This is a genomic window from Pseudomonas sp. CFBP 8758 (assembly GCF_014841725.1).
GTDB classification, from domain to species: Bacteria; Pseudomonadota; Gammaproteobacteria; order Pseudomonadales; family Pseudomonadaceae; genus Aquipseudomonas; species Aquipseudomonas baltica.
This window is the reverse complement of the sequence record NZ_JACYUK010000002.1, coordinates 353,734-375,968: the sequence shown is the minus strand read 5'-3', so window position 1 is coordinate 375,968 and position 22,235 is coordinate 353,734. Positions and strand designations below refer to the sequence as shown.

The following is a 22,235-nucleotide window of genomic DNA, read 5'->3' as shown; positions in this document are numbered from 1 at the left end:
CTACTCATGAATACACACCACGACACCCCACTGGCGATCAACACGCCTTCACTCCCCAAAGGCGGCGGCGCCATCCAGAGCATCGGCAAGGGCTGGGGCTCGGTGGGCGCCAGCGGCGCTGCCTCGTTCAGCATCGCGCTGCCACTCTCACCTGGCCGCGGCGCCACCCCACAACTGGGCTTGAGCTACAGCAGCGGCGCCGGTAACGGCCCCTGCGGCATGGGCTGGGGGCTGAGCCGCCAGAGCATCGCCCGGCGCACGCAAAAAGGCGTGCCGGCGTACACCGCCGACGACGAAATGGTCGGCCCGGGCGGTGATGTCCTGCTGCCACAGCGCGACGCCCAAGGCGTCATCGTCAGCACCACCGTCCATACCTTTCGCGGCCAGGCGCTGGGGGCCAGTTACCGAGTGACTCGCCACTGCCCCAGAGTGGAAGGCAGCTTCGCGCGTATCGAGCATTGGCAGCTGGACGATGCCGACGCCGGGTTCTGGCTGGTCCATGGGAGCGATGGCGGCCTGCACCTGTACGGCAAGCGCGCCAGTGCGCGCGTCTTCCCAGCCCACGCGCCGCAGCAGGTGGGCGAATGGCTGCTGGAGGAATCGGTAACGCCCACCGGCGATCACGTCGTCTACGAGTACCGCGCCGAAGACGGCGTTGGTCTGGCTGAAGGCGATGAACGCGACCACAGCGCCCAGCGCTACCTGAGCCGCGTGCGCTATGGCAACTTCACCGCCCATGCACCGCTGTATTTGTGGGATGAAGCGAGCCTGCCCGAGCATTGGCATTTCGACCTGGTGCTGGACTATGGCGAACGCGCCATCGAGCAGGGCAGCGTACCGACCTACGCCGCCAGCCAGCCCTGGCCGCTGCGGCCCGACCCCATCGCCAACTTTGCCTACGGTTTCGAACTGCGCAGCTTGCGGCGGTGCCATCAGGTGCTGATGTTCCATCGGTTCGACGAACTGGGCAGCGCGCCCGTGCTGGTCAACCGCTTGTGGCTGGAATATCGCCAGTGTCACGGTTACAGCCTGCTGACGGCCGCCATCGCTCAGGCCTGTGAAGGCACCGAGATGGTCGAACAGCCGCCGCTGGAATTTCGCTACGAGCATTTACGCTTCGAAGACGCGCGTTACCGCGAGTTCGAAGCGATGCCGGGCCTCGACGATGGCCAGACCTATCAGTTGGTTGACCTGTACGGCGAGGGCCTGCCCGGCGTGCTCTACCGCCAGGACGACAGTTGGCGCTACCGCGAACCGGTGCGCGGCGATGACTCGGCCGACCCAGATGCCGTGGCCTACGCACCTTGGCAGCAATTGCCCAGGCAACCGGTCGCGGACGCGCGCAAGCCCGCTCGCCAGTTCCTCAGCGACCTGACCGGCGACGGCCGTCTGGATTGGATCGTTGCCCAGCCCGGGTACAGCGGTTTCTTCACCTTGGGCAACGATCGAGCCTGGTCCGGTTTCCAGCCGTTCGATGCCTTTCCATTGGAGTTCTTCAATGCCGAAGGGCAGATGGCCGACCTCGTTGGGGATGGCCTGCGCGACTTCGCGATGATCGGCAGCCGCAGCGTGCGCCTGTACCCCAGCGCGCGCGACAAAGGCTTCGCCCTGCCCCGTGACGTTGCCCACGCCGACGACGCGCTGCCATTGGCCAGCAACAGCCAGCATGAGTTGGTGGCGTTCAGCGACGTGCTGGGCAGTGGCCAGCAGCACTTGATCCGCATCCGCCATGACGAGCTGCGCTGCTGGCCGAACCTGGGCCGCGGCATGTTCGGCAAAAGCTTCAAGATGGCCAGCCTGCCGTTTGCCTTCGGTGAGTTCGATGCGTCGCGGGTACGTCTGGCTGACCTGGATGGCTCCGGCGCCGCCGACCTGATCTACCTGAGCAGCGAGCATGCGCAGGTGTTCCTGAACCAGAGCGGCAACGGCTTTGCCGAACCGGTGCTGCAGGCCTGGCCCCAAGGCCTGCGCTACGACAACACTTGGCAGGTGAGTGTCGCCGACTTGCAGGGGCTGGGCTGTTCGAGCCTGGTGCTCAGCGTACCGCACCTGCCGGGACAGCATTGGCAGCTGGACTTCAATTCAGGTCGCAAGCCCTATCTGCTGGTGGGGTCGAACAACAACATGGGCGCCGACACCCAGGCCTGCTACCGCAGTTCGGCTCAGGAATGGCTGGATGAAAAAGCCGAACGGCTGGCCGCAGGGCTCACACCGGTTGCCGAACTGCCGTTTCCGGTGCACGTGGTGGTGGGCCAGACCCAGCACGACGAGATCACCGGCAATACCTTGAGCCAGCGCGTGCAGTATCGCCGAGGTCATTACGATGGCCGTGAGCGCGAGATGCGTGGCTTCGGCCTGGTAATCGCCACGGACTCCGAAGCGCCGTCGGCGAGTGCCGAGCCAACCTCGCCAGTGCTGCTGACCAAGACCTGGTACCACACCGGCCGAGCAGTGGATGAAGTCCTGCATGGCACCGTCGAGCATGATCCGCAGGCACGGACACTGGGCCCGATTCTGCTGCTGCGCCACGATGCCCAGACCGGCAATGACAGCATCGTCACCGAACAGGACGAAGGCTTGCGCCACGACATGGCCCGGGCGCTCAGCGGTCAGGTGCTGCGCACCGAAGTGTTCGGCCTGGACGGTCAAGCCTGCGCGGCGGTGCCTTATTCGGTGCAGGTACAACGCCCTGCCCTGCGCCTGCTGCAACCGCGCAGCGCCGGGCAGCGTTACGCCACCCTGCTGCCCATGACCCTGGAAACCCTGAGCTACCAGTACGAGCGCATCGCCGACGACCCGCAATGCAGCCACAGCGTGCAATTGCGCGCCGATGCGTTCGGCGCAGTGACCCACGCGGTCAGCATCGCCTATGCCCGGCGCAAGCACGAGATCGACACCCCGCCCTACAGCGACGAACACGAGCAGACCTGGTGGCGAGATGCGTTCGACCCGGCCCAGCATCGCTATTACTTCAGCGAAAGCCGTACCCAAGCCATCCATCTGGCCGATGACCCACAGTACTGGCGCTTGCACCTGCCCTACCGTGCACGGGGCAACGCCTGGTCGCTGCCCAAGGCCGACGTGACACTGGACCAGCTCGGCTACGAAGCGCTGTTGCGTGACGATGGGCTGTTGGGCAACAGCGCGCCCAGGACCCTGACCGCCTTGAGCATGCAACGCTATCAAGGGTGCAGTGACGGCAGCGCCAGTTTCCTCGCCCTGGCCGACTTCGCCGAGGCGGCTGAGCTGGATGAAGCAGCGCTGCAAGCCTATGAAGAGGTATTGGAACCGCAGGCGCTGGACGCCAAGCTGGTGGAACTGGGTTATCAACCCATGCCGGCATTCCTGCCCGAAGAGCCGGACCGCGTGCTGTGGTCGGTGCGCCAGGGGTATGCCACCTACGGCGACGCCCAGGCGTTCTACAAGGTCCAGGCCTACCGGCAGAGCCCCGCGATGGGTGAAACACGCGTGCAGTACGATGCCTACCAGTTGCTGCCAGTGAAGGTAATCGCCGCCGATGGCTGCACTACCCAGGCACGGTATGACTACCGGCACTTGCAGCCGGTGGACGTGGTCGACCCCAACGACAATCGCCAGCAAGCCAGCTATGACGCCTTCGGACGCTTGTCGCTGAGCAGCTTCTTCGGCACCGAGATGGGCGAGCCGGTGGGCTTTGCACCGTTGCAGGGCCAGACCATGGCCGGCAGTATTGCCGAAGCGATTGCCGACGACGCCGCTGGCCTGGGTGACTGGGCCATGGCCTATATCCATGAAGGCGATGCCTGGATGGGCGAGGTGCCCGCCGTTGGTGTGACCGACAGCTACGCGCTGGGCGAGCAGGTAATGGCCGGTCGCGTGACCCTGAGTGGGCAGTTGCGTGCCTCGGCTCGCAAGGGATGGCAGCAGGGCCTGTTGGCCGACGCGGTCGCCGAGACTCTGGCGCCACTGGCCAGCTATCCTCGCCAGCCGGTTCGCGTGGCGGCGTTCCAGGCCGATCGCTACCCCGGCGACCCCGAGCGCCAGGTACGCATGAGCATCGAGAGCTTCGACGGCTTCGGGCGCAACCTGCAAAGCAAGCAGCGGGTCGAGCCCGGCAAGGCCCACCAGGTGGACGGTGACGGCATGCTGCTGGCCGAGGATGCCCATGCCGATCCACGCTGGCGGGTCAGCCAGCGCGTGGAGTACGACACCAAGGGACAGGTGATTCGTGTGTACCGTCCGTACTTCGCCAACAGTGATCGCTATATCGATGACGCCAGCCATCGCGATGCCGAGCACAGCTACCATGATCTGCAGCGCTATGACGCCCTGGGACGGCCGACGGAAACCTGGACTGCGGCGGGCTGGTTGCGCCGCCAGCGCCATACCCCTTGGTACAGCATCAGCGAAGACGAGAACGACACGGCCGAGGAGGTGCTGGCGATGCGCGCTGCCGAGGCTTGATCCCTGCCGCCGCTAGCCCGGCGGACACTGCTCGCAGGGCGGCATGTCGCCGCCCTGTCGAGCCATGAAGTGACAGCGTCGCTTGCCAAGCCCGGTGAGCGTCAGTTGTCTAGTGGGCCTGTGGCGAGGTTCACCAAAAGTCTGGGGACAAACGGTCATTTGCCTCCAGTCCAGACACGGCGCGGGCTAGCGCCGTCACCCACACAATACCCACATGTTATCCACAGTCTGGCACCTTGCAATGACCCCCAGACCGCATTATCTTGTATCCCCGGCGCGCAAAACCACTACATGTAGGGTTTCGCCTGAAAAACCAAGCATAAGTCAAAGCAAGAACTCAAGCCCTTGCAGCGTGCTTTCCCCGAGTTTTTTCGCCCACGAATTCTCCGCCTGCCGCTACCTGCGGACGGCCGCATTTTCCGCTCTTTCCTACACCCGGCTGAAGGCCTCGGCCTTCCGCGGACAGCTTTTCGGTGACGGACCCAACGATTGGCGTCCGCTCAAATTTTTGAACGTGGAGATACTCACCCCATGCAAACCGACACAACTCGCGAGAACTCGCCGGCCAAGGCGCCGCAGGCCAACGATGCCAATCTGGATCTGGCCGCGACCGCTCCAGGCCAACTGCGCGTGATCAAGCGCAACGGTACCGTGGTCGGCTACACCGACGACAAGATCACCGTGGCCATCACCAAGGCGTTCCTTGCAGTTGAAGGCGGCAACGCCGCCGCCTCGTCGCGCATCCACGACACCGTCGCGCGCCTGACCGAACAGGTCACCGCCACCTTCAAGCGGCGCATGCCATCGGGTGGCACCATCCACATCGAAGAGATCCAGGACCAGGTCGAACTGGCCCTGATGCGCGCCGGCGAGCAGAAGGTCGCGCGCGACTACGTGATCTACCGCAACGAGCGCTCCAAGGAGCGCGCCACCCGCACTCCGGCCGATGCACCGGTCGAAGCGCACCCCAGCATCCGCATCACCAAGGCCGACGGCAGCCTGGCGCCGTTGGACATGGGCCGCCTGAACACCATCATCAACGAAGCCTGCGAAGGCCTGGCCGAAGTCGACGGTGGCCTGATCCAGAAGGAAACCCTGAAGAACCTGTACGACGGCGTGGCCCTCACCGACGTCAACACCGCCCTGGTGATGACCTCGCGCACCCTGGTCGAGCGCGAGCCGAACTACTCGTTCGTCACCGCCCGCCTGCTGATGGACACCTTGCGCGCCGAAGGCCTGAGCTTCCTGGAAGTGGCTGAAAGCGCCACGCACCACGAGATGGTCGACCTGTACGCCAAAGCGCTGCCCTCCTACATCGCCAAGGGTATCGAGTTCGAACTGCTGAACCCCGTGCTGGCCACCTTCGACCTGGAAAAACTGGGCCGGGCGATCAACCACGAGCGCGATCAGCAATTCACCTACCTGGGCCTGCAGACCTTGTACGACCGCTACTTCATCCACAAGGATGGCGTGCGTTTCGAACTGCCGCAGATCTTCTTCATGCGCGTGGCCATGGGCCTGGCGATCGAAGAGAAGAACAAGGAAGACCGTGCGATCGAGTTCTACAACCTGTTGTCGTCCTTCGACTACATGGCCTCGACCCCGACCCTGTTCAACGCCGGCACCCTGCGTCCGCAGCTGTCGAGCTGCTACCTGACCACCGTACCGGACGACCTGTCGGGCATCTACGGCGCGATCCACGACAACGCCATGCTGTCCAAATTCGCCGGCGGCCTGGGCAACGACTGGACCCCCGTTCGCGCGCTGGGCTCGTACATCAAGGGCACCAACGGTAAATCCCAAGGCGTCGTACCTTTCCTGAAGGTCGTCAACGACACCGCCGTGGCAGTGAACCAGGGCGGCAAGCGCAAGGGCGCGGTCTGCGCGTACCTGGAAACCTGGCACCTGGACATCGAGGAATTCATCGAGCTGCGCAAGAACACCGGTGATGACCGTCGTCGTACCCACGACATGAACACCGCCAACTGGATCCCCGACCTGTTCATGAAGCGCGTCTTCGACGACGGCAAGTGGACCCTGTTCTCGCCCAACGAAGTGCCGGACCTGCACGACCTGACCGGCAAGGCCTTCGAGGAGCGCTACGAGTACTACGAAGCGCTGACCGAGTACAACAAGATCAAGGTATTCAAGACCGTCCAGGCCAAAGACCTGTGGCGCAAGATGCTCTCGATGCTGTTCGAAACCGGCCATCCATGGCTGACCTTCAAGGACCCGTGCAACCTGCGCTCGCCGCAGCAGCACGTGGGCGTGGTCCACAGCTCGAACCTGTGCACCGAGATCACCCTGAACACCAACAAGGACGAGATCGCGGTCTGCAACCTGGGCTCGATCAACCTGCCGAACCACATTGCCGACGGCAAGCTGGACACCGCCAAGCTCGAGCGCACCATCAACACCGCCGTGCGCATGCTCGACAACGTGATCGACATCAACTACTACTCGGTGCCGCAGGCGCGCAACTCCAACTTCAAGCACCGCCCGGTCGGCCTGGGCATCATGGGCTTCCAGGATGCGCTGTACAAACAGCACATCCCGTACGGTTCCGATGCCGCCGTCGAGTTCGCCGACAAGTCGATGGAAGCGGTCAGCTACTACGCCATCCAGGCGTCGTGCGACCTCGCCGACGAGCGTGGCGCCTACGAGACGTTCCAGGGCTCGCTGTGGTCCAAGGGCATCCTGCCGCTGGATTCGCAACAGATCCTGATCGAGGCCCGTGGCCAGAAGTACATCGATGTCGACCTCAACGAATCGCTGGACTGGGCGCCGGTACGTGCGCGCGTGCAGAAAGGCATTCGCAACTCGAACATCATGGCCATCGCGCCGACCGCGACCATCGCCAACATCACCGGCGTGTCGCAGTCGATCGAACCGACCTACCAGAACCTGTACGTGAAATCGAACCTGTCGGGCGAGTTCACCGTGATCAACCCCTACCTGGTTCGCGACCTGAAAGAGCGCGGCCTGTGGGACTCGGTCATGATCAACGACCTGAAGTACTACGACGGCTCGGTACAGCAGATCGAACGCATCCCGCAGGAATTGAAAGACCTCTATGCGACCGCGTTCGAAGTGGACACCAAGTGGATCGTCGACGCAGCCAGCCGTCGCCAGAAGTGGATCGACCAGGCCCAGTCGCTGAACCTGTACATCGCCGGCGCTTCGGGCAAGAAGCTCGACGTGACCTACCGCATGGCCTGGTACCGTGGTCTGAAGACCACCTACTACCTCCGTGCCCTGGCCGCGACCAGCACCGAGAAGTCGACCATCAGCACCAGCAATCTCAATGCAGTGTCGAGCGGCGGCAACAGCGCGCCGATGCAGGCCGCGCCAGCAGGCCCGGCACCCGTGCCAAAGGCCTGTGCAATCGACGAGCCGGATTGCGAAGCTTGCCAGTAAGCGACCGCTAGACCCTGAAGCCCGCCTCACGGTAACGTGAAGCGGGCTTTTTTGTGCTCGGCGCGCGGACGCTGTTCTCGCACATCCCGAAACACCGCACGGGGAACCTTCCCCACGGTTACCCGTCAACCCCTCGAACCCACCTCGGATTGGTCACTACCATGAAAACCACCGCTGCCCTGCTCCTGGCCTGTATGGCCGCCCCAGCCTTTGCCGCCGAAATGTCGCACAGCAACAGCGACATGACCCCAATGCAGCACGAGTACATGATGAGCATGGAGACCATGCAGAAATCCATGCACGAAGGCGGCATGGAAACCGACGCCGACGTTGCTTTCGCCAAAGGCATGCTGGCCCACCACAAGGCCGCACTGGACATGGCCAGGATCGAGTTGAAATACGGCAAGGACGCTGAGATGCGCAAGCTGGCCGAGGACATCATCAAAGCCCAGCAGGCGGAAATCGATCAGATGGAGACGTGGGTCAAGAAGCATCAGAAGTGATGTAAGCTTTCGCCCTATCGCGCTCGCCCCCCACTTCAAGGAGTCCGCCCATGAGCAACCGCCAAAGCGAAATCGCAGCCGCCCTGGCCGTGATCCCGCCGTTCGCCGACGACCACGCCATCGACCAGGAAATGGAACGCCGAAAGGCGTTCATCAAGCAGTGTCTGACCACGGCCGGCTTGAAGGCTCTAGTACTGGGCATCAGCGGCGGCGTCGATTCGCTCACGGCCGGGCGCCTGGCCCAGGTGGCCATCGAGGAACTGCGCGAGAGCAGCGGCGACCCTGACTACCGATTCATCGCAGTGCGCCTGCCCTACAACGTCCAGCACGACGAGGACGACGCTGCCGCCTCGTTGCGCTTCATCAAGGCGGATGTCGAAGAAACGGTGAACATCGCCGATGCCGTGCAAGGCCTTGCCCAGCAGACAGCACAACTGCACGGTCTGAGCGATGCCCGTCGCGATTTCGTCATGGGCAACGTCAAGGCACGGATCCGCATGGTCGCACAGTACACCATCGCCAATGCCAACAATGGGCTGGTGATCGGCACGGACCATGCCGCCGAGGCCGTCATGGGGTTCTTCACCAAGTTCGGTGATGGGGCGTGCGACCTGGCGCCGCTCAGCGGGCTGGTGAAAAACCAGGTTCGTGCCATCGCCCGCCGGCTTGGGGCACCGGACAATCTGGTGATGAAAGTGCCAACGGCCGACCTCGAAGAACTGCGACCCGGCAAGCCGGACGAAGACGCCCACGGCGTGAGCTACCAGCAGATCGACGCGTTCCTCCACGGTGAGCCGGTGGGCGACGAAGCCTATGGGATTATCGTGAAGGCGTACGACCAGACGCATCACAAACGTGTGTTGCCGTTTTCGCCTTGATTTCCCTTCGATGTGCGGTTGATCATCTGAACAGGTCAGGGAGATCAACCCACAATGAAATTGCATCAACTGCGCGCACTTGTCTGTATTCATGAAACCGGGAGCCTGCAAGACGCCTCGCACGTGCTGCACCTGACGCAGTCGGCATTGAGCCGGGCGATGAAGGAACTGGAAAACGAACTGGGGGTTACCCTTCTGGTTCGTTCCAACAAAGGCATGAGCCTGACCGAGCATGGCCAGCGCATGCTGACCCACGCTCGCCAGGCGCTGGAAAGCGTGCGGCGAGCGCGTCAGGAAATCGAAGACATGAAGGGGCTGACCGTGAGCGAGATCACCCTGGGAGTGACGCCCGTCACCGCGCTGCTGCCGCCACTGCAACAGACCCTTCTGCGTTTCCAGCAGACCTACCCAAACGCCGCGCTGAAGGTACTGGAGATGCGCCCTGCCCAGTTGCTGCAGCATCTGCGCGATGGCCTGCTGGACTTTGCCCTGACGTCGCAAGTGCCAAGCCATGCCGTAGGCCTGGACTGGCAGCCGCTGTGCCGCATTCCCGGCAGCGTGGCGGTGCGCAAGGATCATCCGCTGCGCCACGTGAGATCGCTGCGGTTACTGCAGCAAGCCCAGTGGATCAGCGTCGATCCTGTTGCAGACAGCCAATCCCAGTTCAATCAACTGTTCGCTGGCAGCGCGCTCGGCCGCCCGTCCAAGGTGTTCGAATGCACCGCAATGAATCTGGCGCTGAAGATGCTGATCGAGAGCGATGCCGTGATGGTGGTCAGTGAGAGTGCTCTCGGACCCTGCTGGGCGGGCATGACCGATATGGCCAACTACCTGCATACGCTTGGGTTGCAAGAGGCGGTTCCCGATTTTTCGGTCAATGTGGTGTGCGTGAACCAGGCCTACCTGACCCGGACCGCGAGCCTGTTGTTCGGTCAACTGCAGGCCAGCTTTGCGTAAACGGCCACTTGGACCAATACCCTGACGGCGACCCCTTCAAAACAGCGGATTCAGACATTTCGAGTTGAGCAATACTCAAGCCCTTGCACGGACCGTAATTTCAGACCCTCAACTTTGCCGAATCCCCAGGCTAGAGCCTACGGTCAGTGAATGAAACGGCTTCAGCTCAGCAGGCAACGGCTCCCACGGTTACCAACCTTCCCATTTTCCGCTACTCATCTGGATGGTTTCGGGTCGCTCATTCCCCGCCAGCAGCGCCATCCGGTATCAGTCGACGCCTCCAGCGAAACCAAGCCATAAGCCCTTGATTAAATGTGATGTGCAGTGACTGAGCCCATCCCCGACACTGGCCCGCACCACGATTCCGGGTACAGGCCTTACCTATGAAAAGCACTCTTGCCAGCGATTCACCTCTTCCTGTCGCCGATGCACCGCCCGCACCGCAGCCCAACAAGATGCGTCGGGTCATCATCGCTTCTTCCCTGGGCAACGGCCTGGAGATCTACGACTTCACCGTGTACAGCTTTTTCGCAGTCATCATCGGTCAGTTGTTCTTTCCCGGGTCCTCGCCCATGGCCTCGCTGCTCATGTCTCTGGCGACATTTGCCGTCGGCTTCGTCATGCGGCCCTTGGGTGCGTTGCTCATCGGTCGAGTCGCCGACCGCCGAGGGCGCAAGGCTGCACTGTCGCTGACCATTGCCCTGATGACGGTGGGTACCGGCATCATCGCCTTCACACCCACCTACGCCAGTATCGGCATCAGTGCCAGTGTCCTGCTGGTGATCGCCCGGCTGCTGCAGGGGCTTTCGGTCGGTGGCGAAGTGGGTTGCGCGTCGGCGTTCATGATGGAGTCGGGCCGCACCGACAACCGTTGCTTCGTGGTCAGCTGGCAGGGCGCCAGTCAAGGCGCTGCCGCATTGCTGGGTGCGGGCACGGGCTTGCTGCTGACCAGCAGTCTCAGCGAGGCATCGTTGCTGGAGTGGGGATGGCGGGTGCCCTTCGTGATCGGCCTGCTGATCGGCCCGGTCGGCTGGTTCATCCGCCAGCATCTGGATGAAACGCACACGGCCACCGCCACTGCACCCTCGCTGGGACAGTTGCTCAAGACGCAAAGCCGCACCCTGATGCTAGGCATCGCCTGGATGTCGGCGACCACCGTGACCATGTACATGGTGGTCTATTACATGCCCACCTACCTGACCCAGACACTTGGCCGCCCGCAGAGCCTGGGGTTTGCCCTGGTCGGCCTGGCCAGCGCCCTGCTCGTCGTCATTACGCCCATCGCCGGCCGTTATGCGGACGGTTTCATTCGCCGCAAGCCGTTGCTCTATGGGGTTACCGGGCTGGCGCTGCTGACGGTCTACCCGGCATTCATGCTCTTGAGCCACGAGAACGTTCTGCTGTGCATCGTGGCCATTATCCTGCTGATTCTACCGATGGCGATCGGACTGGCGCCGAGCATGGCCATGCTGCTCGAAGCATTCCCCCGGGAACAGCGCGTGACCGGCATGTCGATCATCTACAGCATCAGTGTGACGCTGTTCGGTGGATTCTCACCGCTGCTGGTGACATGGCTGATCAACGTCACCGGCAACCCATTGACCCCGGCGCTGTACCTGTTGGCCACCGTGGCGCTCAGTCTGTGTGCCCTGCGCCTGCTGCCAGAGCATCCCGGCCGCGACTGATCGTTCAATACACTGCAACACAGAGGAAGATGCCCATGAGCGAGCCCATGGTTCACCCGCACCTGCTCAGCACTGCAACACGATTTGCGACACTGCGCCAAGACATTCACCGCCACCCCGAACTGGGGATCGACACCTGTCGCACCGCGGCAATCGTGGCCGAACGGCTCGCTGCATGGGGTTATGAAGTCCATGCCGACGTGGGCAAAGGCGTTGTGGGCGTACTCAGGCGCGGGCAATCCACACGTACGCTGGGCATCCGAGCGGACATGGATGCATTGCCCATCCTGGAGCGTAACGGGCTGCCCTGGGCAAGCGAGCGCCCAGGCTGCATGCATGCCTGTGGCCACGATGGGCATACTGCAACCTTGTTGGCGGCGGCGGAGCATCTGGCGGCAGACGCTCGATTCGACGGCACCTTGAATTTGATTTTCCAGCCGGACGAGGAAGGTTTGACGGGGGCGCGCTCGATGCTGCAAGCCGACCTGTTCGCCAGGTTTCCCTGCGACGCGGTCTATGCCTTCCACAACATGCCCGGCTTGCCGGTCGGGGTGGCCGTGGTTCAGTCCGGCGCCTTCATGGCGTCTTCGGAAGAAGTGCAGATTACCCTGACAGGCCGAGGTGGCCATGGCGCCATGCCGGAACGCGCCATTGACCCTATACCAGCCCTGGCAGGCATCATCACGGCGTTGCAAACGGTGGTTTCGCGCAACCTTTCGACCAGCGACGCTGCGGTGGTGAGTGTGGGCAAGGTCCGCGCCGGTACCGTCTACAACATCATTCCAGAGAGCGCCACCCTGATGCTCGGTGTGCGTACCGCAACGCCTGCCGTACGCGAAAAGGTGGAGCAACGGATCCGCGAAATCGTGCAGGGGCAGGCAGCCAGCTTCGGCGTCACCGCAGCCATTGAATACCGGTTGCTGGCACCCGTGCTGGTCAATGCGCCCGAAGAAACCGCACGTATGCATGCCGCAGCCTGCGCGGTGTTGGGTGCGGACAATGTGTTGGAGCAGATGCCGGTGCGCTTGATGGGCAGCGAGGACTTCGCCTGGATGCTGAACGAGCGCCCAGGCTGCTATTTCGTCCTGGGGAACGGCACTGGATCGTTCAATGGCTGCTCGGTGCACAACGACCACTATGACTTCAACGACGCGGTCATTCCCTTGGGCGCCGCGTGCTGGGCGAAACTGGTGGAAGACTATCTGCAACCACTGGGCGACTAGCGCTTGCTTGCCGCCTGAATCAACGCCTTCATCTCGGCTACCGCGGCCTTGAAGCCCACGAACAACGCGTGGGCCACCAGCGCGTGACCGATGTTCAGCTCGTTGACCCCGCGAATCGCGGCCACCGGCTCGACGTTGTGATAGTGCAGACCATGGCCGGCGTTGACGATCAGCCCGTGGCCCAGACCGAAACCCACGCCGTCGACGATTCGTTGCAGCTCATCGGCGACATCGGTCGGGGTCTGGGCGTCGGCATAGCGGCCGGTGTGCAGTTCGATAGCCGGCGCACCCACCCGCTTCGAGGCTTCGATCTGGCGCTCGTCGGCATCGATGAACAGCGACACCTCGCACCCCAGCTTGCCCAGACGCTCGACGGCGGCCTTGATCTTGGCTTCCTGACCGGCGACGTCCAGGCCGCCCTCGGTGGTCAGTTCTTCGCGGGTTTCAGGCACCAGGCAGACGTGAGCCGGGCGAATCTGCTCGGCAAAGGTCAGCATGGCCTCGGTAACGCCCATTTCGAAATTCATTCGGGTCTGCAACACGTCCTTGAGCAGCAGCACGTCGCGCGGCTGGATGTGCCGACGGTCTTCACGCAGATGCACGGTGATGCCATCGGCTCCGGCTTCCTCGGCGTCGAGCGCGGCCTTGACCGGATCGGGGTAGCGCGTGCCACGGGCCTGGCGCAGCGTCGCCACGTGGTCGATGTTGACGCCCAGCAGAATGCGGTTACAGGTATTCACGAGAACTCTCCGAAAAATCCAGGCCACAGCATACGTGTTGGTCAGGGCTTGCGAAACAGCTCGCGACTGACCAGCGGCCGACCGCCCAGGTGCACCGCCAGGGCCTGGCGCATGAGGCGCTTGGCCGCGGCCAGTGCACCTGGCGTTTCCCAGCTGGCCTGGGCCATGGCCAGCAACTCGGCGCCCTGGAACAACCCTGGCTGCAACAGCTCGACCCGTTCCAGGCCAGCATCCACCAGCAAGCGGTACAAGCCGTCGACCGCCACAGGCTCACCATTGACGTCAACGTCCAAGGCAAAGCCATAACCGAGCTGATCCAACAGGCGCCACTCGAAGGAGCGCAGCAAAGGCTCCAGCGCCCGCCCTGCGCCAAGTGCCTGAAGGGTGGCGGCATAATGCTCGAACAGCTGGGGGTGGGGGTCTTCACTGGGCAACAGGCGGATGATCAGCTCGTTGAGGTACAGGCCGCTGAACAGCGCGTCGCCGAGCATCCACACCGCCACCCCGGCGGACTCCATACGCGAAACGTTCTTGAGTTCGCCCTTGCCGCGAAACTCGACCTCGAGCGGTACGAACGGACGCGCCAGGGTGCCCGCCTTGCCGCGCGCATTGCGCAGCACGGCGCGCAGGCGGCCCTGGGGGGTGAGGAAATCGACGAGGGCACTGGTTTCGCGATAGGCGCGCGAGTGCAGGACGTAGGCAGGTTGTGGCGTCGGGGCATTGGACATGACTTACGCAAACCTGTAGCAGCGGCGCAAGCCGCGTCACGAACCCACGCGAACGAACAGAAGATCTGCTGCACCCTGTGACGCGACTTGCGCCGCTGCTACAGGGTGTCGTCCGCGATGTGAAATTACTGGTCGTTGTAACCCAGCGAACGCAGCGCTCGCTCGTCGTCGGACCAGCCGCCCTTCACCTTCACCCATAGATTGAGCATGACCTTGGAGTCGAACAGCACCTCCATGTCCTTGCGCGCTTCCATGCCGATGCGCTTGATACGCTCGCCCTTGTCACCAATGATGATTTTCTTCTGACCATCACGCTCGACGAGGATCAAGGCATGGATGTGCAGCGTCTTGCCCTGCTGCTTGAATTCCTCGATCTCGACGGTGATCTGGTACGGCAGCTCGGCGCCCAGCTGGCGCATGATCTTCTCGCGCACCAGTTCGGCAGCGAGAAACCGGCTGCTGCGGTCGGTGATCTGGTCTTCCGGGAAGAAATGCTCGTTCTCCGGCAGATGCCCGGCAATCACTTTTTCCAGCGCTTCGAGGTTATGCCCGTGCTGCGCGGAAATCGGCACGATCTCGGCGTTCGGCAGCTGCTCCTGCAGCCAGGCCAGGTGCGGCATCAGCTCAGCCTTGTCCTCGATGCGGTCGGTCTTGTTGATCGCCAGGATCACCGGCCCCTGCACGTACTGCACCCGCTCCAGAACCAGTTGGTCTTCGTCCGTCCACTTGGTGCGGTCGACCACGAAGATCACCACGTCGACGTCTTTCAACGCTGCCGAGGCGGTCTTGTTCATGTAGCGGTTCAGGGCCTTTTCATTGCCCTTGTGCATGCCCGGGGTGTCGACATAGACGGCCTGGATCTCGCCCTCGGTCTTGATGCCCAGCATGTTGTGGCGGGTGGTCTGCGGCTTGCGCGACGTGATCGCCAGCTTCTGCCCCAGAATGTGGTTGAGCAACGTCGACTTGCCGACATTCGGACGGCCGACGATGGCTACATAGCCACAACGGGTAACGGGTGCATCAGTCATTGCCATTCTCCACGCCCAGGGCGATCAGGGCAGACGCGGCGGCCACCTGTTCGGCGATGCGACGGCTGACGCCCTGGCCCCGGCTTTTCTCATTCAGAAGGACGACTTCACACTCGACGAAGAACTGTCGGCAGTGCGGGTCGCCCTGGATATCCACCACTTCATAGCGCGGCAGTTCAGCACCGCGCGACTGCAGGAACTCCTGCAGGCGGGTCTTGGGATCTTTGTTGGTGTCGACCAGCGTCAGTCCTTCGAACTGCCCTTCCAGCCAGGCCAGCACGCGATCACGCGCTGCATCCATACCGGTGTCCAGGTAGATGGCCCCGATCAGTGCTTCGAGGGCATCGGCCAGGATCGATTCGCGGCGAAAGCCACCACTCTTCAATTCGCCCGAGCCCAGGCGCAGGTAATCGCCCAGATCGAAGCCGCGGGCCAGTATGGCCAGGGTTTCACCCTTGACCAGACGCGCCCGCAGGCGTGAAAGCTGGCCTTCGCGGGCTTGCGGAAAACGCTCGAAAAGCGCTTCGCCAGCGACGAAATTGAGGATAGCATCGCCGAGAAACTCGAGGCGCTCGTTGTTGCGCCCGGCGAAGCTGCGATGGGTCAGTGCCAGCACCATCAGGTCCTGGTCCTTGAAAGTGTAGCCCAGCTGGCGTTCGAGGCGGCCCAGGGAAGCAGTCACGGCTTGACCACGCTGAACTCACGATCGAACTTGACCACCACATCCAGATTCTGGATCAGTGGCTCACGCTTTTCGTACTTGAGGTGGGCCTTGAACGTGTTACCCGCCTCGGTGATGCTTAAAACCTTGTTCAAATCCAGATCCTGAATATTGTTGACCTGCATGGCCCGGCTGACGTGGCCATAGAATTCACCCACCGTATCGACCCGGGTGGACTTGTCGGCACCCGCCGACTCGATGGCCTGGGTCAGCGTCCGGTAGTCCATGTAGTGCGGCACCAGCTTGAAAGCCGTACTGGCCACGAACGCGATCACCGCCAGGGTGAGCAACCAGCCAACGATGGACATGCCTTGCTGGGACTTCACTGCGTTCATGCTGGACACCTCTGAAAACATTCGGCGCCGTCCGTGGACGGCGCCGGCGGCGCTACTTGATCAGCCCGACTCGCGAGAAGTTGGGCAAGTGGCTGAGCTTGGGCTCGGGCCAGCTCATCCAGATGGCAAAGGCCTTGCCGACGATATTCTGGTCGGGGACCATGCCCAGCAGTTCCTTGGGAATCGACGGATCGTCCCAGTAGCGGCTGTCGTTCGAGTTGTCGCGGTTGTCGCCCATCATGAAGTAGTGCCCGGAAGGCACCGTCCACTGGCTGTCGGGCGGCGCGCGATAGCGCGACATTTCCTGGCGGATGACGTGCTCGACTTCGCCCAGCTTTTCCTTGTACAACTCGGCGCTGCCCAGGCTGCCCGGCTCGCTGCCAACCAGTTGCCGCGCGATCAATTCGCCGTTGACGTACAGCTGCTTGTCCGAGGTGTAGCGAATCTGGTCGCCCGGCAAGCCGATCACGCGCTTGATGTAGTTGACGTTGGGGTCGCTGGGGTAGCGGAACACCATGACGTCGCCGCGCTTGGGATCGTTGACCTCGATGATCTTCTTGTCCACCACCGGCAGGCGAATGCCGTAGGAGAACTTGTTCACGAGGATGAAATCACCCACTTCCAGGGTCGGGATCATCGAGCCCGAAGGAATCTGGAATGGCTCGACCAGAAACGAGCGCAGCACCAGCACGATGAACAGCACCGGGAAGAACGACTTGCCGTACTCGACCAGCAGCGGTTCCTTGTCCAGGCGCTCGACCACCGCCGGCTCGGGCTGGCTGACGCTGCCCTCGTAGGTGGCGATCGCAGCCCGTCGTCGTGGCGCCAGGACGACCAGATCAAGCAAGGCCAGCAGACCACAAACGGCTACGGCGATGACCAGCAACAGCGGGAAATTTAGTGACATAGGACTCGACTATTCCAACCTGAGCACAGCAAGGAAGGCTTCCTGTGGAATTTCCACGTTGCCGACCTGCTTCATGCGTTTCTTACCGGCCTTCTGTTTCTCCAACAGCTTGCGCTTACGGCTCACGTCGCCACCGTAACACTTGGCCAGTACGTTCTTTCTGAGCGCCTTGACAGTGGTCCGGGCAATGACCTGTCCGCCAATGGCGGCCTGGATTGCCACATCGAACATCTGCCGAGGGATCAGCTCCTTCATTTTCTCGGTCAACGCACGGCCCTTGTAGGCCGCATTGTCGCGGTGCACGATCAGCGCCAGGGCATCGACCTTGTCGCCGTTGATCAACACATCCAGCTTGACCAGGTTGGCCGACTGGTAACGCTCGAAATGGTAGTCCAGCGAGGCATAGCCACGGCTGGTGGATTTCAGGCGGTCGAAGAAGTCCAGCACCACTTCATTCATCGGCAGGTCGTAGCGAACCTGAACCTGGCTGCCGAGGAATTGCATGTCGCGCTGCACGCCGCGCTTCTCGATGCACAGGGTAATGACGTTGCCCAGGTGCTCTTGAGGCACAAGAATCGTCGCCGACACGATCGGCTCGCGGAAGTCCTCGACGGACGAGGCGTCCGGAAGCTTCGACGGGTTGTCCACATAAATGGTTTCACCGGTCTTCATGACCACTTCGAAGATCACGCTCGGCGCGGTGGTGATCAGGTCCAGGTCGTACTCGCGCTCCAGGCGCTCCTGGATGATTTCCATGTGCAGCATGCCCAGGAACCCGCAGCGGAAACCGAAGCCCAGGGCATCGGAGCTCTCCGGCAGGTACTGCAGCGAGGAATCGTTGAGGGTCAGTTTCTGCAACGCGTCGCGGAAATCTTCGAAGTCTTCCGAGCTGACCGGGAACAGCCCGGCGTAGACCTGCGGCTGAATGCGCTTGAAGCCGGGCAGCACGGCAACATCGGGCGTGCTGCTCAAGGTCAGGGTGTCGCCGACCGGCGCGCCGTGAATGTCCTTGATGCTGCCGATGATGAAGCCCACCTCGCCCGCCTTGAGGTCGGCCGTGGCGGTGTGCTTGGGCGTGAAGACGCCGACGCTGTCGACCAGGTGCACCTTGCCGGTGGACTTGACCAGAATCTTGTCGCCCTTCTTCACCCGGCCATGGCGCACGCGCACCAGCGAGACAACGCCCAGGTAGTTGTCGAACCAGGAGTCGATGATCAACGCCTGCAACGGTGCTTCGATATCGCCGGTAGGGGCTGGAATGGTCTGCACCAGGCGCTCGAGCACGTCGATCACGCCCATGCCGCTCTTGGCGCTGCAGGCCACGGCGTCGGTGGCGTCGATGCCGATGATCTTCTCGATCTCGTCCTTGACCTTGTCCGGGTCGGCCTGGGGCAGGTCCATCTTGTTCAGCACCGGCATCACTTCCAGGCCTTGCTCGATGGCCGTGTAACAGTTGGCCACGGACTGGGCTTCGACGCCCTGCCCCGCATCCACCACCAGCAGCGCGCCTTCGCAGGCCGCCAGCGAGCGGCTGACCTCGTAGGTGAAGTCGACGTGCCCTGGGGTATCGATGAAATTCAGCTGGTAGGTTTTGCCGTCTTGCGCCTTGTAGTGCAGGGTGACGCTGTGCGCCTTGATGGTGATCCCGCGCTCACGCTCCAGGTCCATGGAGTCCAGGACCTGGGCCTCCATTTCGCGGTCGGCCAGGCCGCCGCACATCTGGATGAACCGATCGGCGAGGGTCGACTTGCCGTGATCGATGTGGGCGATGATGGAGAAATTACGGATATGACTCAAATCACTCACGGGTCAACACTCAAAAAGGCTGCGGGCCGAACGCCCAACGAAAAATAGCCGGGAATTGTACCTGAATAACGTTCGGGTGTGGGAGCGGTGGGTCGAGGGGTGGTTGTACGGACGTCTTCGCGGGCACAGGGCTCGCGAAGGCCACACCACCGCTCACAAAAAAGGCGACCCGAAGGCCGCCTTTCGTTCATACAGCCAACCTGCTTACTCAGCCAGCTTGAAGGTGATAAAGCTCGCCCTGCCCTGACGCAGCACGCGCATGGACACCGAACGATTCTTCGGCAGGCCCTTGGCGATATCGGCGAACTGCTTCGACGACTCGATGGCCTGGTTGTTCAGGTGCGTGATGACGTCGCCGGGCTGCAGGCCGATCAGCGCCGCGGGACCGTCCTGCACCTCCTTGATGACCACGCCGCCCTTGAGCTCGAGTGCCCTTTTCTGCTCGGTGGTCAGCTCTGCCACCGACACACCCAAACGATTGCTGCTGCGCTCGGTCTGGGCCTTGGCGCCTGTGTCCAGATCCTGATCGTCATCCGGCATCGCACCAACGGTCACGTCGATCGTGCGGCGCTTGCCTTCCCGGATCACTTCCAGGCTGGCCTTGGCACCGGCCTTGAGCCCTCCGACCAGATGCGGCAGGTCGGCCGACATATCGATCGGCTGGCCATTCATGCTCAGGATCACATCACCCACCTGCAGGCCGCCCTTGGCTGCCGGGCCTTCTTCGAGCACCTGGGCAACCAGTGCACCGGCCGGCTTGTCCAGGCCGAACGACTCGGCCAGGTCCTTGTTGACCTCTTGAATGACCACGCCCAGCCAGCCGCGGCTGACCTTGCCGTCCTTCTTGAGCTGGTCCGAAACGTCCAGAGCAACGTCGATCGGAATGGCGAAGGACAAGCCCATGAAGCCGCCGGAACGGGTGAAGATCTGCGAATTGATACCCACCACTTCACCGTTCATGTTGAACAGCGGGCCACCCGAGTTGCCCGGGTTGATCGCCACGTCGGTCTGGATGAACGGCACGTAGGCGTCATTGGGCAGTGTACGGCCCTTGGCGCTGACGATGCCCTTGGTGACCGAATGGTCGAAGCCGAACGGCGAGCCGATGGCCAATACCCACTCGCCTACTTTCAACTTGGCCGAATCGCCCAGCTTGACCGTAGGCAGGTTCTTGCCGTCGATTTTCAACAGCGCCACGTCGGTGCGCGGATCGGTGCCGACCAGCTTGGCCTTCAGCTCACTGCGATCGGACAGGCGCACGATGATTTCGTCGGCGTCGGCGATCACGTGGTTGTTGGTGAGTACATAGCCGTCAGCCGACACGATGAAACCCGAACCCAACGACTGCGCTTCGCGCTGACGATCGCCGCGCTGCGGGGAACGCGGCCCACCGCGCGGCATGTTGCGCTCGAAGAACTCGCGAAACATCGGCGGCAGGCCTTCCAGATCTGGCATCTGGCTGGCAGCCACACCGCGATCCGGCAGCTTCTGCGTGGTACTGATGTTCACCACGGCAGGCGAAGCCTGTTCGACCAGCGTGGTGAAATCAGGCAACGCTTCAGCCTGCACGCTGGCAACGTTGCCCAGCATCAGCACTGCCGCGAACAGTGAAAGAAAGGGGTTGAAACGTGTTATCGACATACGGCTCCCGTTCGTAACGAGCATGGTTGAGCAATAGGGTTGTGCGGTCGGCAAGACCGGGATTCGGCCCTCTGGCAATCCCGTGTTCCAGCGCGGCGCACGGCAGCGAACCAGCAACTGCATAACGGTTCGCCCCCGAAGCACAGACCTATAAGAAAAAAACCGGCGGTTTGCAACCTGCATGAAACAGCTTTCACGTTACGTCGCGATGATTAAACCAGCATGAAGGCCTGTCGCGAAGCATGGACGGTGCCTTGGGGCGCGCACAGTTCAACGCCGAGCCTGAACATCCTGGCGTTGCATCGACAGGGCTATTCGCTCAGCGGTGCCCAGCGGGATTTCACCCACTACCGTGATCATCATTTCACCCTCCGAGGTCTTCAACCGTCGCGACACTGCCGCCGTCGGGCCAAGCTGGACGCGGGTATCGCGCGCAGATGCACCATTGAGCGGTTCAACAAATACAGAAAAATGCGCAAGCCCATCGGCATACAGCAGACTGGTCACACTGGCATTGCTGGCCGAAGATTTGCGCAGGCCTGTCTGGGCCAGTTCGAAGCCAGCCGGGATCCATTTGGAGCGCCACGCGGAGACATCGCGCGGTGCAGTGGCAGCGAGCGCGTGCAATACAGGCTTACAATTTGGTGTCGCCTTCAAGTCAGCAGACGCAGGGGTTCCCACTGCCAGACGCGTGTACTGCAAGCGTTCGAGCAGTCGCCCTTGCGCGTCGATCAACAAAGACTTGAGCAACAGGCCGGTACGTGCGTCCAGATGCATCTCGAAGGCATAGCGGTCGCGATCCCTGGGAACCAGGGTCACCACCACCGCCTCGCGGCCGGCCACTCTGGAAGCTCCGGCAACGCGCAGGTCGTACCACGACATCAACTTGAGCGGATCGACAACGCCATCGGAGCCAACAGGACCTTGCACCACGCCGAGCACTGGGTTGCCCGTTGCGCAGGCCGTACGGCCACCGGCCTGGACACGCTCGGACGCGATACCATCCAGCTTAAGCACACGCTCACGCACCCCGCCGTCGCCAGCACGGTGCCAAACCTGATAAGTGGAGAAATCACCGTCACGTTCGTAGACGAATGTGCCTTCGAAACTCTGCGTGCGCTCGGCGCGCGTCATGCTTTCGAGCCACTGAGCTGCATCGGGTGCAGCAGCGGCCGGTGCGGCCAGGCCAAGGAGAAATGGCAGGAGCAGAGCCGCACGCATGA

The 22,235-nt window shown here is 62.5% G+C and carries 16 protein-coding genes; 7 read left to right on the top strand and 9 right to left on the bottom strand.

Annotated elements, in window-relative coordinates:
* Positions 1–6 precede the first annotated feature (6 nt).
* The 7 genes from IFT75_RS05545 to IFT75_RS05515 all read left to right on the top strand — a co-directional run bounded on the left by IFT75_RS05545 (position 7) and on the right by IFT75_RS05515 (position 13,106).
* Entirely contained in the window at positions 7–4,443 is a 4,437-nt protein-coding gene (locus IFT75_RS05545; RefSeq protein ID WP_192053704.1) for a SpvB/TcaC N-terminal domain-containing protein, read from the top strand.
* A 531-nt stretch (positions 4,444–4,974) separates the two neighbouring features.
* Positions 4,975–7,860: a ribonucleoside-diphosphate reductase subunit alpha gene (locus tag IFT75_RS05540; RefSeq protein WP_122479351.1), complete on the top strand. Its 2,886-nt coding sequence runs from the start codon at positions 4,975–4,977 to the stop codon at positions 7,858–7,860.
* Between the two features lie 161 nt (positions 7,861–8,021).
* On the top strand, positions 8,022–8,363 hold the full coding sequence (gene copM / locus IFT75_RS05535) for a CopM family metallochaperone (protein WP_122479352.1): 342 nt from the start codon (positions 8,022–8,024) through the stop codon (positions 8,361–8,363).
* 50 nt (positions 8,364–8,413) lie between these two features.
* A complete protein-coding gene (gene nadE, locus IFT75_RS05530) occupies positions 8,414–9,241 on the top strand; it encodes an ammonia-dependent NAD(+) synthetase (protein ID WP_192053702.1) in 828 nt (275 codons plus the stop codon).
* Between the two features lie 54 nt (positions 9,242–9,295).
* On the top strand, positions 9,296–10,198 hold the full coding sequence (locus IFT75_RS05525) for a LysR family transcriptional regulator (protein WP_192053700.1): 903 nt from the start codon (positions 9,296–9,298) through the stop codon (positions 10,196–10,198).
* Positions 10,199–10,581: 383 nt separating this feature from the next.
* Positions 10,582–11,883 carry an MFS transporter gene (locus tag IFT75_RS05520; RefSeq protein WP_192053698.1) on the top strand — a complete coding sequence of 434 codons (1,302 nt, stop codon included), beginning with the start codon at positions 10,582–10,584 and terminating at the stop codon, positions 11,881–11,883.
* Positions 11,884–11,918: 35 nt separating this feature from the next.
* Complete coding sequence (locus tag IFT75_RS05515; RefSeq protein ID WP_192053696.1) at positions 11,919–13,106, top strand: M20 aminoacylase family protein; 1,188 nt, start codon at positions 11,919–11,921, stop codon at positions 13,104–13,106.
* On the opposite strand, the gene pdxJ is transcribed toward IFT75_RS05515, so the two are convergent.
* The 9 genes from pdxJ to IFT75_RS05470 form a co-directional block, all read right to left on the bottom strand.
* Positions 13,103–13,846 carry a pyridoxine 5'-phosphate synthase gene (gene pdxJ, locus IFT75_RS05510; RefSeq protein ID WP_192053694.1) on the bottom strand — a complete coding sequence of 248 codons (744 nt, stop codon included), beginning with the start codon at positions 13,844–13,846 and terminating at the stop codon, positions 13,103–13,105. The genes IFT75_RS05515 and pdxJ overlap by 4 nt on opposite strands.
* A gap of 41 nt (positions 13,847–13,887) precedes the next feature.
* Complete coding sequence (gene recO / locus IFT75_RS05505) at positions 13,888–14,574, bottom strand: DNA repair protein RecO (protein ID WP_185793973.1); 687 nt, start codon at positions 14,572–14,574, stop codon at positions 13,888–13,890.
* 125 nt (positions 14,575–14,699) lie between these two features.
* Positions 14,700–15,602, bottom strand: coding sequence for a GTPase Era (gene era / locus IFT75_RS05500; RefSeq protein WP_122797209.1), 903 nt, complete (start codon positions 15,600–15,602; stop codon positions 14,700–14,702).
* Entirely contained in the window at positions 15,595–16,284 is a 690-nt protein-coding gene (gene rnc, locus IFT75_RS05495) for a ribonuclease III (RefSeq protein WP_122479360.1), read from the bottom strand. The genes era and rnc overlap by 8 nt, the downstream gene beginning before the upstream one ends.
* Positions 16,281–16,658 (bottom strand): DUF4845 domain-containing protein, encoded by a 378-nt coding sequence (locus IFT75_RS05490; protein ID WP_122479722.1) that lies wholly within the window; start codon positions 16,656–16,658, stop codon positions 16,281–16,283. Before IFT75_RS05490 ends, rnc begins: the two co-directional genes overlap by 4 nt.
* A 52-nt stretch (positions 16,659–16,710) precedes the next feature.
* A complete protein-coding gene (gene lepB, locus IFT75_RS05485; RefSeq protein WP_192053692.1) occupies positions 16,711–17,565 on the bottom strand; it encodes a signal peptidase I in 855 nt (284 codons plus the stop codon).
* Positions 17,566–17,574: 9 nt separating this feature from the next.
* Positions 17,575–19,371, bottom strand: a complete 1,797-nt coding sequence (gene lepA / locus IFT75_RS05480; RefSeq protein WP_122479362.1) for a translation elongation factor 4 — start codon at positions 19,369–19,371, stop codon at positions 17,575–17,577.
* Positions 19,372–19,575: 204 nt separating this feature from the next.
* Positions 19,576–20,961, bottom strand: coding sequence for a DegQ family serine endoprotease (locus tag IFT75_RS05475; protein WP_244652713.1), 1,386 nt, complete (start codon positions 20,959–20,961; stop codon positions 19,576–19,578).
* 321 nt (positions 20,962–21,282) lie between these two features.
* A complete protein-coding gene (locus IFT75_RS05470; RefSeq protein ID WP_192053688.1) occupies positions 21,283–22,233 on the bottom strand; it encodes a MucB/RseB C-terminal domain-containing protein in 951 nt (316 codons plus the stop codon).
* Positions 22,234–22,235: the final 2 nt, after the last annotated feature.